The sequence below is a fragment of the Flavobacterium sp. FlaQc-48 genome (assembly GCF_044007335.1).
Classification (GTDB): domain Bacteria; phylum Bacteroidota; class Bacteroidia; order Flavobacteriales; family Flavobacteriaceae; genus Flavobacterium.
Genome location: NZ_JBIPCR010000016.1, coordinates 58,606 through 72,604, shown reverse-complemented (window position 1 = coordinate 72,604; position 13,999 = coordinate 58,606). Strand labels below are relative to the sequence as shown.

Below are 13,999 nucleotides of genomic sequence, written 5' to 3'. Positions count from 1 at the left end.
AAATTAGGGTAAGCCTGATCCAAAAATTTTACATAATTATATTGCTTTCATTATATGATTAAAGCATTCAGGATCAGTAATATTGTTATGCTTTTCAGAAGTATTTATTATCGGCACCCGGTAATGAAAATTTTATAAGGCTGCTGGATTATTCTATAAAAAATCTCCAAAAAAAATAACGTCCTTTATAGTAATTTTCGTCATCTTAACCCTAGTAATTATGAGTGATATCGCCCGTAGATTTCCTGAAAACCCCCTTTTAATGCCAAAAGATTTAAAAGCCAGTACGACTGATTTACAAGTTATAAGCCTTTTAAATCCGGGCGTTTTTGTATTTGAACAAAAGACCTGGCTTTTGGTAAGGGTTGCCGAATCGATTACCCAAAAAGAAGGTGTTATTTTCTTTCCTGTAATTAATGCCTTGGGAAAAGTCGAAATTATAGAAATACCTTTAAATGATCCTGATCTTATTGCTACAGATCCAAGGGTTATAAACTACAAAGGCCTTGATTATCTTACGACCTTATCTCACCTGCGCTTGCTTTGCAGTGATGATGGAATACATTTTTATGAACCGGAAGATTCTTCCATTTTAATGGGTTCAGGAATATTAGAACAATTCGGGATCGAAGATTGCCGGGTTTCTAAAATAGAAAATACTTTTTATCTCACGTATACGGCAGTTTCAGAAAATGGTGTTGGTGTAGGATTACGTACCACAAAAGACTGGAAAAATTTTGAATCAAAAGGTATGATTTTACCTCCTCATAATAAAGATTGCGCCATTTTTGAAGAAAAGATTAACGGAAAATTTTACGCACTACACCGACCGTCCAGCCCGCAACTTGGAGGAAATTTTATTTGGCTTGCCGAATCACCTGACGGAATTCATTGGGGAAACCACAAATGCATTATCAAAACACGAATAGGATTATGGGACAGCGCACGGGTTGGTGCTGGTGCCGCACCAATTAAAACAGATCAGGGCTGGCTGGAAATATATCATGGAGCAAACGCGGAACATCAATATTGTCTGGGTGCTTTTTTGATGGATCCTGAAGACCCTTCAATAGTAATTGCCCGAACAGTAGCCCCTATCATGATGCCAAAGGAAAATTATGAACTTAGTGGCTTTTTTGGTTATGTTGTTTTTACAAACGGTCATGTGGTTGAAGGCGATAAACTTACCATTTATTATGGTGCGGCAGATGAATTTGTTTGTGGCGCACATTTTTCAATCAGCGAAATTTTACGGGCACTGCAGCCTTTAGACAACAAAAACGACACACTCGCCTTCCCTAAATTAAAATAACAAAAACCTAAACTGTAAACTATTGTATTACAACTACATGTTATACTGAAAATTGTGTAATGTAAGAATTGTAATCGTGTAAGCTAAATTATTGTAGTAGAGGTACATTTGAAATGCCTGAAAAATATAAGAGATCATCTTCATAACCGGAAGCTGATCTTATAGGAACTTTTGATTCAGGTTTTTATTTGTAACCCATAATACTGCACTTTATGAAAAATTTTCAAGATGAAAAGCAGAGAGATCTGTCTATCAACAAATCTGACGGCACCAATAAATTTCTAACCACAGATCAGGGTGTCAGAATTAATGACGATAACAATTCCTTAAAAGCGGGCGAAAGAGGCCCTTCGTTATTAGAGGATTTTATTTTAAGGGAAAAAATTACACATTTTGACCATGAAAGAATTCCGGAAAGAATTGTACACGCCAGAGGTTCCGGAGCACATGGTTTTTTTGAAGTAACCAATCCGATACCGGAATTAACCAAAGCTGGTTTTCTACAGGAAAAAGGGCTTAAAACCCCTGTCTTTACCCGATTTTCTACCGTAGCAGGTTCACGCGGTTCTACAGATTTAGCACGCGATGTTCGCGGATTTTCGGTTAAATTTTATACTCAGGAAGGAATTTACGATCTGGTAGGGAATAATGTCCCTGTATTTTTTATTCAGGATGCCTCCAAATTTCCTGATCTTATACATGCCGTAAAACCCGAACCCCATAATGAAATTCCGCAGGCCGCTTCGGCACACGATACTTTTTGGGATTTTATTTCCCTTATGCCGGAATCCATGCACATGATTATGTGGGTAATGTCTGATCGTGCTCTTCCAAGGAGTTTGCGCATGATGGAAGGTTTTGGTGTTCATACTTTCAGATTAATTAATGAAGCCGGGGATTCAACTTTTGTTAAATTTCACTGGAAACCTAAATTAGGAACACACGCGGTTGCCTGGGATGAAGCGCAAAAAATTTCAGGAAAAAATTCCGATTTTCACAGACAGGATCTTTGGGAAGCTATCGAAACGGGAAACTTTCCGGAATGGGAATTAGGCGTGCAAATCATACCGGCAGCAGATGAAAACAAATACGAATTTGATTTGCTGGATCCCACAAAACTGGTTCCGGAAGAACTTGTACCGGTAACTATTGTGGGAAGAATGGTATTGAACAGAAATCCTGATAATTTCTTTGCAGAAACAGAACAGATCGCTTTTCATCCCGGACATGTTGTGCCCGGAATTGATTTTTCGAACGATCCGCTATTGCAGGGACGTTTGTTTTCTTATACCGATACGCAGCTCTCAAGACTGGGAAGCCCTAATTTTCATGAAATCCCGATTAACCGAAGTGTCGCTCCGGTAAACAACAATCAGCGTGACGGACACATGCGTCAGGAAATCAATACAGGCCGTGTGAGTTACCACCCCAATTCGCTTGGTAGCGGATGTCCTTATCAGGCAAAAATCAGCGAAGGCGGATTCTCCAGTTTCAACGAAAGAATTGATGCACATAAAATAAGAGAAAGAAGTGAAAGTTTTTCAGATCATTTCGGACAGGCAAAATTATTCTTTAACAGTCAGACGCCTACAGAAAAAAGCCATATTGTTAAGGCATTGCGTTTTGAACTTGGTAAGGTTGAAACGACAGCCATCAGGCTAAGAATGCTGGGGCTTTTGTCTCAGGTTGACCAACAATTGGCCGAGAAAGTAGCTATCGGGCTTGGAGCGACAGTTCCGCCTGTTCTGGAAACTCCGCTTAATCATGGTGTTTCTCCTGAAAACGAAAATGGCAAACACGAACCAAAAACAGTGGAGCAATCCGTAAAATCGTCTGATGCATTAACGATGCTCAACAATCCGACCAACTCCCCTACTATTGCTTCACGAAAAGTAGCTATAATCTGTGCCGATGGTGTTTCTGAAGCTGCTGTAAAAAACATCAAAGGAGCATTATTACAAGAAGATGCAAAAGGCTTTATCATAGCGCCGCATTTAGGATCTGTAATTACGGATACCGATGGGGAAATTCATGCCGATTTCAGTTTCCTTACCGCATCATCCGTATTATTTGATGCTGTTTACATTCCGGACGGATTGGGCCTAAGCATCCTGACAGATAGTGATGATGTCAATGAATTTTTAAATGATGCCTACAAACACTGTAAAGTTATTGGTGCCGACGGAAGAGCCGAAGCGGTTTTGAGTGCAGCACCTTTTGCATCAAAACTAACAAATGATGACCAGGGACTTATCGTGACCAGTGAAATAGCAAGCGAAAGATTCGCCAAAGACTTTATCGCGGCCATGGGCAAACACAGATTCTGGGAACGCGAAACCAACTTATACAATTAACCTTTAAAATATAATCTTATGAAAAATTCAGAAAAACCAAACGATATAAAAACGGCTAATAACAACAAAGAAGCAATTGTTAAACCTGTTAATGGTGCCGCTTCAGCACTAAGGGAATTGTTTATTGACAGCCTTAAAGACATTTACTGGGCAGAAAATGCCTTAGTAAATGCTTTACCTAAAATGGTCGCCAATGCAACATCTGCAAGTTTGGCATCGGCTATTAAAGAACATCATGCCATAACAAAAAATCAGGTAACACGCCTGGAAAAGGTTTTTAAAATTGTGGGTGAAAAGGCCGAAGGAAAAAAATGTGAAGCCATGGCAGGACTCTTAAAAGAAGGAGACAGTATCCTGGAAGAAACAGAGCCGGGAGCTGTAAGAGACGCCGGAATCATTGCGGCTTCACAAAAAATCGAGCACTATGAAATTGCCACTTACGGAACGCTTGTGGCTTTTGCCAAAACACTTGGCGAAAATGATGCGGCAAAGTTATTAACCCAAACACTGGCCGAAGAAAAAGAAGCTGATTGTTTGCTAAATGATGTTGCATTAAACGCCGTAAACATTGTAGCGGCCGAATAAAGACATTTAATTCTTTTCATGTGTAAAAAAAAATCTGCAATACCTGCAGATTTTTTTTTGAATCGTTTTAGAATTACCTTACCCTGTTTCTTTCGTCTTCATTACCAGAATCTCTTTGTTTTGATTTTAAATTGGCGTTTCCGAATTTATAACTTAATTTACCCCAATAAATATTGCTTTTGACGGGTTTAAGGTAAAATCATTACTACTCTGAAAATAGCCATTATAACCCTCAACTGATTCGGTAAAATGAGTCTTAGATTTTACATTTTGATAGTTTACATTAAATGCTGTAAAACTATTCCAGTATGAAAATTTATTAAGATTATAATCGTCGAAAATCCAATTTGATCTGTGTCCGCATAATTTAAAGGCGTACTTCTGGTAGGTGGAACGTCTTTTCCCATAGGTGAAACCTAGCGAAAATTAGTAAGCAAATGGTTCAGTTAAAATAAGTTATTTTATATTCCAAATGTAAGATCTCATGATCAAAATTCCTTTCGATCGCGGGATCTTTTTTAATGCCATTTAGGTATTTCTCATAATATAAAACAATATTTCTTCTTCTAATTCTTTTGATAAATTCTCGCATTCTAATTGGTTCCTAAAATTTTTTTCATACTTTTTTTTATAGTTTTTAGCCTCTGTAATACTGGTACAGTAATCGTCACAAATGGTTTTAAACCGATCGTCTAACTGATACATCGATCTCATAGACTCAAAATACTCAGCAAATTTTACATTATATAATTCATCCGGTAGCGACATAGACATCAAGTTTAGAATAGTTTAATCGACCAATATTTTTAAATTCTGTTCCCTTTTGCATTTTGATTAAGCAGGCAAAATTTCAGAAAAACAACTGCAGCTTTTTTAGAAACGGATAAGAGATTGTCACTTTGAATATAACATCTAAATTAGGATGATATTGAATCTTATCCTGTTAAATAATTTGGTATTTACGTTTCATATTATAAAATGAAACCAAGTTGTAATATGAACATTATTTTAACTTTCAGTAAACCGGGAATAAATCATTCTTAAAAATCTAAAAGCAGTACCATCAAAAAACAAGACAAAAAAAAGATACCTTTATGAGGTATCTTTTTGATTTAATAGCTAAAGCGCTTTTTTTGATTTTTTCAGAGGCTTATACGCTAACCAATATTCTATAATGGTCCTGATTACTCCTTTAAATTTTGTATAGTCATAAGGCTTGATAAAATAGCTCTGCGTGGGTATAGAATACGGATCAATTATAAAGCTTTGTTCAAACAATGTGGTAAAAAAGAGATAGGGACAATTGAACATCATGTCTGCCTTATCCGGATTCGATTCTACTATTTTATAATTCATAACATTCAGTAACACAATATCCGAGAATACCAGAAAAGGCTTTATTTCATGCCTAAGGAGGTACTTCGCCGCTGTATCGGCCTCATTAAAGTAAATAATCTGATTCGCATAATTTAATTCCAAAAAAACTTCTATAAATAACTTGCGATCTTCCTGCTTATTTTCTATTACGATAATAGGTCCTTTTTTATTCATAATCAGTTTATTTTAAATTTATACGTTTTAGAATTTCAGATCTGTAATTGGAGTATTACTTTATAAAATCCTATACAAATATTTAAAAATTATTAAATAAAAAACTTACAAAATCATTCTTTGAGATTATATAATTTTCATTTCGGCACTTTATAAATAAATCAATGCACCGGGTTGCTGCTGTTTTTTTATTTTATTATTTATAACAAAATTTTTAATTCTCTGATAATTATATAATTAGAAAGTAAAATTCTATAATCGCATTGACCTCTTTTAAAAGTAATTTTGAATGAAAACCCTCATAAACTCAAAAGGAGTTAAATCTAACCACTTTAAAATTCTTTATGATGAACACTTTTAGCCAGCACCACAGTAAAAGCATTTATAATGACATTCAGGAAACTGAAGAAAATGAAAGCTACGTCAATCAATATCAGGAGGAACATGAAGAGCAAAATACTCAGGAAAATGAAGATGAAAATAATCTGGACCTGAATTTTTCTAATGCTCTGGAAAGGGACACTTTTGAAAATGAAGATCCTGAAGAAGAAGATCCTGACGATGATTTTGAGGAAGACCTGGATGAAAATGACCTGGATGATGATCTCATAGAAGATTACGACGAAAACGATCGTGAAATAGACAATTACACTCCGGATCAATTAAAAAATGAAAGTTCAGAGCAGGTTTTTGATATTGATCAGGATCTTGAAGAAGTAGATCCCGTAAATCATCCCCGGGAATTTGACTTTTAAGCTTGTTTAAAAAATCAATCCATTATTATTTAAATTTTAAAAATTAGAAATCATGTCTCTATTTAATCCAAAAACTAAGGAAAACACAGGATACGGTGTAAAAGAAGAAATTACACCAATTTCGCCCAACAAACTCATAATTGCCGCCAGCGGATCACTTATTGTGGGAGGCGTCCTTAAAATCGCAGGAAAACGCACAGCCGCTTCTTTAATTGGAAAACTGGCATTGCCTTTATTAGCATTAGGGTGTTATCGAAAATTCACCTCTTCTTCTGAAGTCTAAAGAAATAAGAAGTAATGATGTAAAAAATTGTTTTCCGGTATTTTTTTTCTGATCATCACATTTAAATCTATAAAAAAAGCACTTCACTATGGATTTTTATACTTTCATTCAGCTTTTAGTAGTTTCTATCACAGCAACCTCAGCAATGACAGCCTTTAGTTATGCAGCATCCAGAAAATTCAGGGAACTTTACAAAGAGCCTGTTTTACTGTCCTATATGCTCAAAATATTTAAAGTAAAACTGGCCAAACAATCCGAAACCACCTGGGGCTGGATATTGCATTACCTGATTGGTTTTCTCTTTGTGATTATTTACCATTGGCTCTGGACAAAGGATATTTTACCCTTGTCCTTTTTAAGTGCCTTATTATTGGGCGCAGTGAGCGGAATTATTGGTATTATAGGCTGGATGATCATTTTTAACATTAGCCATCATAAGCCTGATATCGATTTCAAAGGCTATTATATCCAGCTCTTTATTGCCCATGTCATTTTTGGAATCGTCGCCGCTGCGATTTACTTTATTTCTTTAACCATATTACTATTAGCAAAAACGTATGTCACTGTCTAAATACAATCAAAAAAGAGATTTTAAACAAACTCAGGAACCCAAAGGAAAAATGGGAAAATCTGAAAACGAGCTGATTTTTGTGGTACAGAAACATGCCGCATCGCATTTGCATTATGATTTCAGATTAGAGATGGATGGCGTCCTGAAAAGCTGGGCGGTACCCAAAGGGCCTTCAATGGATCCTGAACTAAAGCGTCTTGCCATGATGGTTGAAGATCATCCGTACAGTTATAAAGACTTTGAAGGAACTATTCCAACCGGAAATTACGGTGCAGGAAATGTGATTGTATGGGACAACGGAACTTATACATCCGATGAACCAACAGAAAACCCGGAGAAAAAATTACTGGACGATTTAAAAAAAGGGCATTTGAGTTTTATCTTAAAAGGAGATAAACTTAAAGGAGAATTTTCATTGGTAAAACTAAAGGGCAAACAGGAAAATGCCTGGCTTTTGATTAAGAAAAAGGATCAAGATGCAACCGAAACTGATATTTTGGGGCAAAACAAATCCGTGCTTTCCAGACGAACTTTGGAAGAACTGGAAGAAAAGTCCAAAAAAGTAATTCCAAATGAAACTACTAAACCAGCAATAAAAAGAAACGCTAAAACTTCACCAGCATCAGCATCGTTTATCAAACCCATGCTGGCTGACACGAAAGCCGATTCATTTGACGATTCAGATTGGGTTTTCGAAAATAAATACGATGGTTACCGTGCCATTGCAGTTATTAATCCTGATGATGTAGCTTTATTCAGCAGGAACAAAATCTCTTTTAATGTACCTTTTAAACCTATTGCAGACGAGTTACAAAAGATAGATCATGCTGCAGTTCTGGACGGTGAAATTGTAGTGGAGGACGAAAACGGAAAAGCCAGTTTTTGATTTGTTGAATTTAGACGGAAACGATACTACTAATTTGTCTTTGCTGGACAGAAAACAATTGCTGAGGATCCTGTTCAATAAATACGATTTTACCAATATTTTCTACTCGGAGCATATTTTGGAAAAAGGAATTAAACAATTTGAACTGGCCAGAAAAAATAAAGAGGAAGGTATCATCGCTAAAAAAGCAGACAGCTCGTATGTATCTGATAAACGAAGTAAAGACTGGCTTAAAATTAAAATTTCAAACGAAGAAGAGGCCATAATCATTGGGATTACCGAACCTAAAAAATCCCGAAAATATTTTGGCGCTTTATTACTGGGTCAGTATTATGGAAAAAGACTGCAATATATTGGCAAATGCGGGACTGGCTTTTCTGATGTTGCTTTAAAGGAACTTTATACGCAATTACAACCTTATTTTGTTACCGAATCTCCGCTTAGCGAAAAAATTACTTTGCGCGATGAAATTCAATGGATTAAGCCAAAATTGGTCTGCCAGGTAAAATTTTCAGAATGGACACAGGATAAAAACCTGAGACATCCTGTATATCTGGGTTTGCGAATTGACAAAAAGGCTGCTGAAGTTTTCGTACCCTCTACCCTTAAAAATACAATTGCATTAAAAGAAACACCTATGAAAACCCACACTACATCAAAAAATGAAAAGGAGAATGATTATGATTTGAAAATTGGCAAGACCACCTTACATCTTACTAATCAAAATAAAATATATTATCCCAAAGACGGCATTACCAAAGGGGATCTTATAAATTATTACAATGAAGCAGCCCCGCTTATTTTGCCTTATCTTAAAAATCGTCCGGAATCAATGAACCGCTTTCCAAACGGAATAGATGAGCCTGGTTTTTATCAAAAAGATGTAGATGTCGAAAAAGTTCCTTCCTGGCTTAAAACAAAAAAAATATTCTCAGAATCGACTAATGAAGATATTCATTACCTGATTTGCAACAATAGAGAAACACTGCTGTACATGGTCAATTTGGGGTGTATCGAAATGAATCCATGGAATTCTACGGTTCAGCATATCGAAAATCCGGATTGGCTGGTAATTGATATTGATCCCGATAAAGACGATTTTAAGGAAGTTGTTGAAACTGCATTAGTGGTTAAAGAAATTCTGGACGAACTGGAAACTGATTGTTGTTGTAAGACTTCAGGAGCTTCAGGACTGCACGTTTATATTCCGTTGGGCGCAAAATACGATTACGACTCCATAAAAATCCTTGCCGAATTACTGGCAACAGAAGTTCAATCCCGTTTACCGCAGACCACCTCACTGGAACGCAGCATTAAAAAACGAAATCATAAAATCTACATTGATTACCTGCAAAACCGCAGAGGCCAGACACTTGCTGCGCCTTATTCAGTAAGACCAAAACCTGGCGCAACAGTCTCCACACCTTTAGAATGGAGCGAAGTAAACGATAAACTCCATCCTTCTCAATTTACCATCAAAAATGTCCTGACCCGTTTTGAAAAGAAAGGCGATTTATGGGCGCCCGTTTTATCGAAAGGTGCCAATATCAGGAAAATTATCGGAAAGTTAGAAGAGAAACAAAATCACTAAGATGATTTTTTCTTTTCTAAACTCGCTTTCAGCATACTCATTAAGTCGTCGCTTTGTTTATGAACTACCTTTAATTTAGTCGGTTTTTGAACTTTTCCTTTGGCTTTCTTTTTAATAATATCTAAAAGCTTGGCCGTATATTCATCTTTAAAACTGCTGATATCAAATTTCTCTGTCAGCTGTTCGATTAGTTTATTCGCCATATCGATTTCTTTTGTTTTTACCTTAGACGCCGGCGGCAATTTTAATTCCTCTGTTTTCCGAATTTCCTGTTCAAACCGAATCCGGTTTAAAACAATTACATTTTTATAAGGTTTTAAAATTGCCAGACCTTCTTTATTACGCATTACAAAACGCGTTACGCCTACTTTTCCGGAAGCTTGCAACGAATCTCTCAGCAAGGCATACGCATTCATGGCACCTTTATCCGGTTCCAGGTAATACGGCTGTTCATAGTAGATGCTTTCAATTTCTTTTTCGAAAGCAAAACTCTCAATGTCAATCGTTTTGGTTTTTTCGGCATCCGCGGCTTCAAAATCAGAATCGTCCAGGATCACATATTTGTCATCGAGTTTATAGCCTTTTACAATATTAGAAAATGCTACCTCTTTACCTGTGCTTTCGTTGACACGTTTAAATTGGATATTGGCATGATCTTTCTCGTCCAGCATATCCATATCAAGGCTGCTTTCCTGTACTGCCGAAAATAACTTAACCGGAATATTAATTAAACCAAAACTAATAGACCCTGTCCATATTGCTCTCATAATAAATCATTTAAAGATTACTTAAAAGTAAACTATAAGGGCCATCTGAGCTTTATAAGATCCTGAGATTATGTTACAAAATAAGAATATTTTATCTGTAATAAAGAGGCGTTTCTTCAATCAGGGACTGCATTAATTCTTTGGCTTTAGTATGTTTGAGAATGGGGGAAATCTGTCCGCCCCAAAATAAAATCATGTCCCATTTTTCCTGATCGATAGCCGCTTTTCGCAAAGGTGCAATAAAAGTGGTTTGTAAAGGAAATGGCAGGATATTTTCTTCTTTTCCCAGAATCTCTGTTGCCAGACGGCTCGTCAGGCCACGTCCGAGCTTACCTGTAAAAGCACGGGACAAAGTTGTATATTTTGCTGCATCAGAAAATAGCATTTCCTTGTGAATGGGTAAAGCATTTGACTCGTCACAGACTAAAAATGCGGTACCCACCTGAGCAGCATCGGCACCCAGCGTAAGCGCTGCGGCAATACCTTTTCCCGTGGCAATTCCGCCTGCTGCGATAATGGGTGTTTTTACTTTTTCTTTCAGTAATTGCAATAAAACAAAAGTTCCGGTTAATGAAGATTCCGAATCTTTTAAAAATGAAGGCCGGTGTCCTCCCGCTTCAAACCCTGATGCGATAATCATATCTACACCTTTACTTTCCAGAAAAACAGCTTCGTCTAAAGTAGTTGCAGCGCCAACTGTAGCAATTCCCAATCTGCGGCATTGCTCCAGAACATCATCTGAGGGAACACCAAACATAAAGCTGAACACCTTTGGTTTTACGTCTAAAATAACTTGCAGCTGATTCTCAAATCTTGACTGAAAAGACGCTGGTTTTTCCGGTAACGGAATACCAACCTCATCAAAATAAGGTTTAAAAACAGCTCTGGCTTTATTAAATTGTACATCTGTTAAACCCGCTTCGGGAATATCATGATCTGATACCCAAAGGTTAATATTATACGGTTTATCGGTCGCCGCTTTTATTTGTTTGTCTACGTCAAAAATTTCCTGCGGACTCATTGCATATGCCCCGTAACCGCCTAATCCGCCCGCATTAGAAACTGCTGCGGTAAGTTCTACCGTTGATAAATTTCCCGCAAAAGGTCCTTGTAAAATTGGATATTGAATCCCTAATAGATCCTTAGCTTTTGTATTATACCACATTACTTCAAAAAATTAAAATTATTCGCTTATATCAGTTAACATTTTATTGACGATCAGCCAGGTTCCGTTAATCTTATGAAAAGATAAGAAATCCCTGTAATAAAAGTCATACATTTTAACATTTAATTCCGCGACAGCAATAGAATTAACAACTCGAATGCTCAAGATTTCTCCCTTAAAAGGTTTGCCAGAATCTTTAGGGCTTTGCCTGTTTTTTACACCATCAAGATATAAATCGATCGTTTTAAAATACTGCTGCCCTTTTACGTCTCCAAAAAGCAGCGATCCTTCATAAAATATACTCCCTAAAAGCATTTCATCTCCTTCATAAATACCTTTAAAATAATAGTTTTCTATTTGTTTTGTAATGGCTTTAACTTCCGTTTGATTTTCCATCTTTATAGTGTTTTGAGCTTTAAGTCCTGCTGTTACACAGGACATAAAAGCTAGTATTACAAGCGTTTTCAATTTAATTTAAATTATGTCCTGCTCCTTTACCGCCATCAACATTGATGATAGAACCGGTAATAAAAGTGCTTTTGGCAACCGTATAGACCATTTCGGCAACATCATCGATTTCGCCTACTTTGTTTAGCAAATGCAAACCGGCACTCTGATCCGCACTATCGCCATGCATAGGGGTACGAATTACGCCAGGAGCAACGGTATTAACGCGAATATTTTGTTTTCCAAACTCTGCTGCCAACTGAATTGTTAAGGCATGAATCGCACCTTTGCTCGCAATGGGTGCCGAAGCCGGCCATCCGCCCAAACCGTGATTGACAAGTGGGGTCCCGATATTGATGACAACACCATCCTGCTGTTTCAGCATTTGCGGAATTACAGATTGTGTCGTGAAATACGTTCCTTTTAGGTTCGTTTTTAAAAATGTATCTAAATACGCTTCATCTACTTCTAAGAAGGGTTTGCTGGCGAAGATTCCGGCATTATTGACTAATACATCAACAGAACCAAATTTTTCTAAAGCAATTTTTACCAATTGTTCGCCTGTTTTTTTATCGCTTACATCGCCGGCAAACATCGCCAGCTGATTTCCCGCGCCCAATTCATTAAAAGTATTTTCTAAAGAAGCAGGCGTAACTGAATTGATAACTACGTTATCTCCTCTGTCCAGAAAATATTTAGCAATACCTTTTCCTATTCCGGAGGCAGCTCCGGTAACTATTATCGTTTGTTTTTTCATGATTTTTATTTTTTATCGGCAGTAATGCCTTTTTCTCTTAATACGGACACCTGTTCTCCTGCGTAACCCCAATCGTCCAGTTCGACTTCCTGAATCACGACATGGGTCAAATGCGGATCTTTATTTAAGACTTCGGTAATCAGATTAGTGATTCTGCTAATTAATTCCTGTTTTTGCCCGCGTGTTACACCTTCGCGGGTCAATTCGATTTTTACGTAAGGCATGGTTTTAGTTTTTAGATTGTCCTGAAAATGATGTTTCGGCCGTGATATTAAAATCTAAATCAAAATCGTTGTAGATTAAAGTATCACCCAAATCTTTGAAGAAGTTTCCTGAGCGAAATTTGATATCGAATTTAGTACGATCAATTACCAGTTTTCCTGTAAGTGTAATGGCGTTTTTATGATGGGCTATTGCAGCTTCAAAACTAACAAGATGAGTAATATCTTTTATAGTCAGGTTTCCCTCCAGCCCGTAATTAGTATTTGATCGTTCTTTTACACTTAGAACATCAAATGTAGCCGTTGGGAATTTTTCGATAGCAAAAAAATCATCCGAAGCAAGATGTCCTGCAAACTGATCATTTGTAGCGGGATCTGTTACATCCAGTATTTTAATCGAAGCGGTATTGATAACAACACTTCCGCCAGTTATTTTTCCTTCCTTAAAGATAAAATAACCTTCTTTGATACCAATTGTACCATTATGAGCACCGGTCACTTTTCTGCCGGTCCAGTCGATTTGGCTTTTTGTGCCTACGATTTCAAAATTTATTGTTTCCATTTTTATCGTATTTAAAAGTACAATACAAAGGAACGGCGACTATCAAAATGGGTTACGTGATGTAGGTCACATTCTGATTTTGTGTCAGATTTACGAAGTTTTAACGGATTGTTTCATGCAGATTTTTCAGATTGAGCCTGTTTTATCAATTGCAAAATGATCTGCATTTATCTGCTAAAATCATTTTAAAAT

16 protein-coding genes are annotated in these 13,999 nt (G+C 36.8%); 8 read left to right on the top strand and 8 right to left on the bottom strand.

Going from position 1 to position 13,999, the window contains the following annotated elements; all coding sequences use genetic code 11:
* Positions 1-220 precede the first annotated feature (220 nt).
* From ACHRWY_RS21355 to ACHRWY_RS21345, 3 genes are all read left to right on the top strand, one after another.
* Positions 221-1,312 carry a glycoside hydrolase family 130 protein gene (locus tag ACHRWY_RS21355; RefSeq protein WP_395357388.1) on the top strand — a complete coding sequence of 364 codons (1,092 nt, stop codon included), beginning with the start codon at positions 221-223 and terminating at the stop codon, positions 1,310-1,312.
* Between the two features lie 212 nt (positions 1,313-1,524).
* Entirely contained in the window at positions 1,525-3,666 is a 2,142-nt protein-coding gene (locus ACHRWY_RS21350) for a catalase (RefSeq protein ID WP_395357386.1), read from the top strand.
* A gap of 18 nt (positions 3,667-3,684) precedes the next feature.
* Positions 3,685-4,251 carry a ferritin-like domain-containing protein gene (locus tag ACHRWY_RS21345; RefSeq protein ID WP_395357384.1) on the top strand — a complete coding sequence of 189 codons (567 nt, stop codon included), beginning with the start codon at positions 3,685-3,687 and terminating at the stop codon, positions 4,249-4,251.
* Between the two features lie 528 nt (positions 4,252-4,779).
* Here ACHRWY_RS21345 and ACHRWY_RS21340 read toward each other — a convergent pair.
* Complete coding sequence (locus ACHRWY_RS21340; protein ID WP_395357383.1) at positions 4,780-5,019, bottom strand: hypothetical protein; 240 nt, start codon at positions 5,017-5,019, stop codon at positions 4,780-4,782.
* Between the two features lie 351 nt (positions 5,020-5,370).
* Positions 5,371-5,802: a response regulator gene (locus ACHRWY_RS21335; RefSeq protein WP_395357381.1), complete on the bottom strand. Its 432-nt coding sequence runs from the start codon at positions 5,800-5,802 to the stop codon at positions 5,371-5,373.
* A 344-nt stretch (positions 5,803-6,146) separates the two neighbouring features.
* On the opposite strand from ACHRWY_RS21335, the gene ACHRWY_RS21330 reads away from it, so the two are divergent.
* From ACHRWY_RS21330 to ligD, 5 genes are all read left to right on the top strand, one after another.
* Complete coding sequence (locus tag ACHRWY_RS21330) at positions 6,147-6,557, top strand: hypothetical protein (protein WP_395357379.1); 411 nt, start codon at positions 6,147-6,149, stop codon at positions 6,555-6,557.
* Positions 6,558-6,609: 52 nt separating this feature from the next.
* Positions 6,610-6,840: a hypothetical protein gene (locus ACHRWY_RS21325; RefSeq protein ID WP_395357378.1), complete on the top strand. Its 231-nt coding sequence runs from the start codon at positions 6,610-6,612 to the stop codon at positions 6,838-6,840.
* A gap of 88 nt (positions 6,841-6,928) precedes the next feature.
* Positions 6,929-7,411, top strand: a complete 483-nt coding sequence (locus ACHRWY_RS21320) for a hypothetical protein (protein WP_395357376.1) — start codon at positions 6,929-6,931, stop codon at positions 7,409-7,411.
* The gene (locus ACHRWY_RS21315) at positions 7,398-8,297 is read left to right on the top strand and encodes a DNA polymerase ligase N-terminal domain-containing protein (protein ID WP_395357375.1); all 900 of its coding nucleotides are present in this window, start codon (positions 7,398-7,400) and stop codon (positions 8,295-8,297) included. Before ACHRWY_RS21320 ends, ACHRWY_RS21315 begins: the two co-directional genes overlap by 14 nt.
* Before the next feature lies 1 nt (position 8,298).
* On the top strand, positions 8,299-9,888 hold the full coding sequence (gene ligD, locus ACHRWY_RS21310) for a DNA ligase D (protein WP_395357374.1): 1,590 nt from the start codon (positions 8,299-8,301) through the stop codon (positions 9,886-9,888).
* On the opposite strand, the gene ACHRWY_RS21305 is transcribed toward ligD, so the two are convergent.
* The 6 genes from ACHRWY_RS21305 to ACHRWY_RS21280 form a co-directional block, all read right to left on the bottom strand.
* A complete protein-coding gene (locus tag ACHRWY_RS21305) occupies positions 9,885-10,655 on the bottom strand; it encodes a Ku protein (RefSeq protein WP_395357372.1) in 771 nt (256 codons plus the stop codon). The genes ligD and ACHRWY_RS21305 overlap by 4 nt on opposite strands.
* A gap of 91 nt (positions 10,656-10,746) precedes the next feature.
* The gene (locus ACHRWY_RS21300) at positions 10,747-11,820 is read right to left on the bottom strand and encodes an NAD(P)H-dependent flavin oxidoreductase (RefSeq protein ID WP_395357371.1); all 1,074 of its coding nucleotides are present in this window, start codon (positions 11,818-11,820) and stop codon (positions 10,747-10,749) included.
* 18 nt (positions 11,821-11,838) lie between these two features.
* Positions 11,839-12,216, bottom strand: coding sequence for a nuclear transport factor 2 family protein (locus ACHRWY_RS21295; protein WP_395357370.1), 378 nt, complete (start codon positions 12,214-12,216; stop codon positions 11,839-11,841).
* A gap of 73 nt (positions 12,217-12,289) precedes the next feature.
* Complete coding sequence (locus ACHRWY_RS21290) at positions 12,290-13,024, bottom strand: SDR family NAD(P)-dependent oxidoreductase (protein WP_395357368.1); 735 nt, start codon at positions 13,022-13,024, stop codon at positions 12,290-12,292.
* Positions 13,025-13,029: 5 nt separating this feature from the next.
* Positions 13,030-13,248 (bottom strand): 4-oxalocrotonate tautomerase family protein, encoded by a 219-nt coding sequence (locus ACHRWY_RS21285; RefSeq protein WP_395357366.1) that lies wholly within the window; start codon positions 13,246-13,248, stop codon positions 13,030-13,032.
* Between the two features lie 4 nt (positions 13,249-13,252).
* Positions 13,253-13,807 carry a YceI family protein gene (locus ACHRWY_RS21280; RefSeq protein WP_395357364.1) on the bottom strand — a complete coding sequence of 185 codons (555 nt, stop codon included), beginning with the start codon at positions 13,805-13,807 and terminating at the stop codon, positions 13,253-13,255.
* Positions 13,808-13,999 lie beyond the last annotated feature (192 nt).

Coding starts and splice junctions, on each gene's coding strand:
- ACHRWY_RS21355 (WP_395357388.1), top strand. CDS start 221: ATGAGTGATATCGCCCGTAGATTTCCTGAAAACCCCCTTTTAATGCCA.
- ACHRWY_RS21350 (WP_395357386.1), top strand. CDS start 1,525: ATGAAAAATTTTCAAGATGAAAAGCAGAGAGATCTGTCTATCAACAAA.
- ACHRWY_RS21345 (WP_395357384.1), top strand. CDS start 3,685: ATGAAAAATTCAGAAAAACCAAACGATATAAAAACGGCTAATAACAAC.
- ACHRWY_RS21340 (WP_395357383.1), bottom strand. CDS start 5,019: ATGTCGCTACCGGATGAATTATATAATGTAAAATTTGCTGAGTATTTT.
- ACHRWY_RS21335 (WP_395357381.1), bottom strand. CDS start 5,802: ATGAATAAAAAAGGACCTATTATCGTAATAGAAAATAAGCAGGAAGAT.
- ACHRWY_RS21330 (WP_395357379.1), top strand. CDS start 6,147: ATGATGAACACTTTTAGCCAGCACCACAGTAAAAGCATTTATAATGAC.
- ACHRWY_RS21325 (WP_395357378.1), top strand. CDS start 6,610: ATGTCTCTATTTAATCCAAAAACTAAGGAAAACACAGGATACGGTGTA.
- ACHRWY_RS21320 (WP_395357376.1), top strand. CDS start 6,929: ATGGATTTTTATACTTTCATTCAGCTTTTAGTAGTTTCTATCACAGCA.
- ACHRWY_RS21315 (WP_395357375.1), top strand. CDS start 7,398: ATGTCACTGTCTAAATACAATCAAAAAAGAGATTTTAAACAAACTCAG.
- ACHRWY_RS21305 (WP_395357372.1), bottom strand. CDS start 10,655: ATGAGAGCAATATGGACAGGGTCTATTAGTTTTGGTTTAATTAATATT.
- ACHRWY_RS21300 (WP_395357371.1), bottom strand. CDS start 11,820: ATGTGGTATAATACAAAAGCTAAGGATCTATTAGGGATTCAATATCCA.
- ACHRWY_RS21295 (WP_395357370.1), bottom strand. CDS start 12,216: ATGGAAAATCAAACGGAAGTTAAAGCCATTACAAAACAAATAGAAAAC.
- ACHRWY_RS21290 (WP_395357368.1), bottom strand. CDS start 13,024: ATGAAAAAACAAACGATAATAGTTACCGGAGCTGCCTCCGGAATAGGA.
- ACHRWY_RS21285 (WP_395357366.1), bottom strand. CDS start 13,248: ATGCCTTACGTAAAAATCGAATTGACCCGCGAAGGTGTAACACGCGGG.
- ACHRWY_RS21280 (WP_395357364.1), bottom strand. CDS start 13,807: ATGGAAACAATAAATTTTGAAATCGTAGGCACAAAAAGCCAAATCGAC.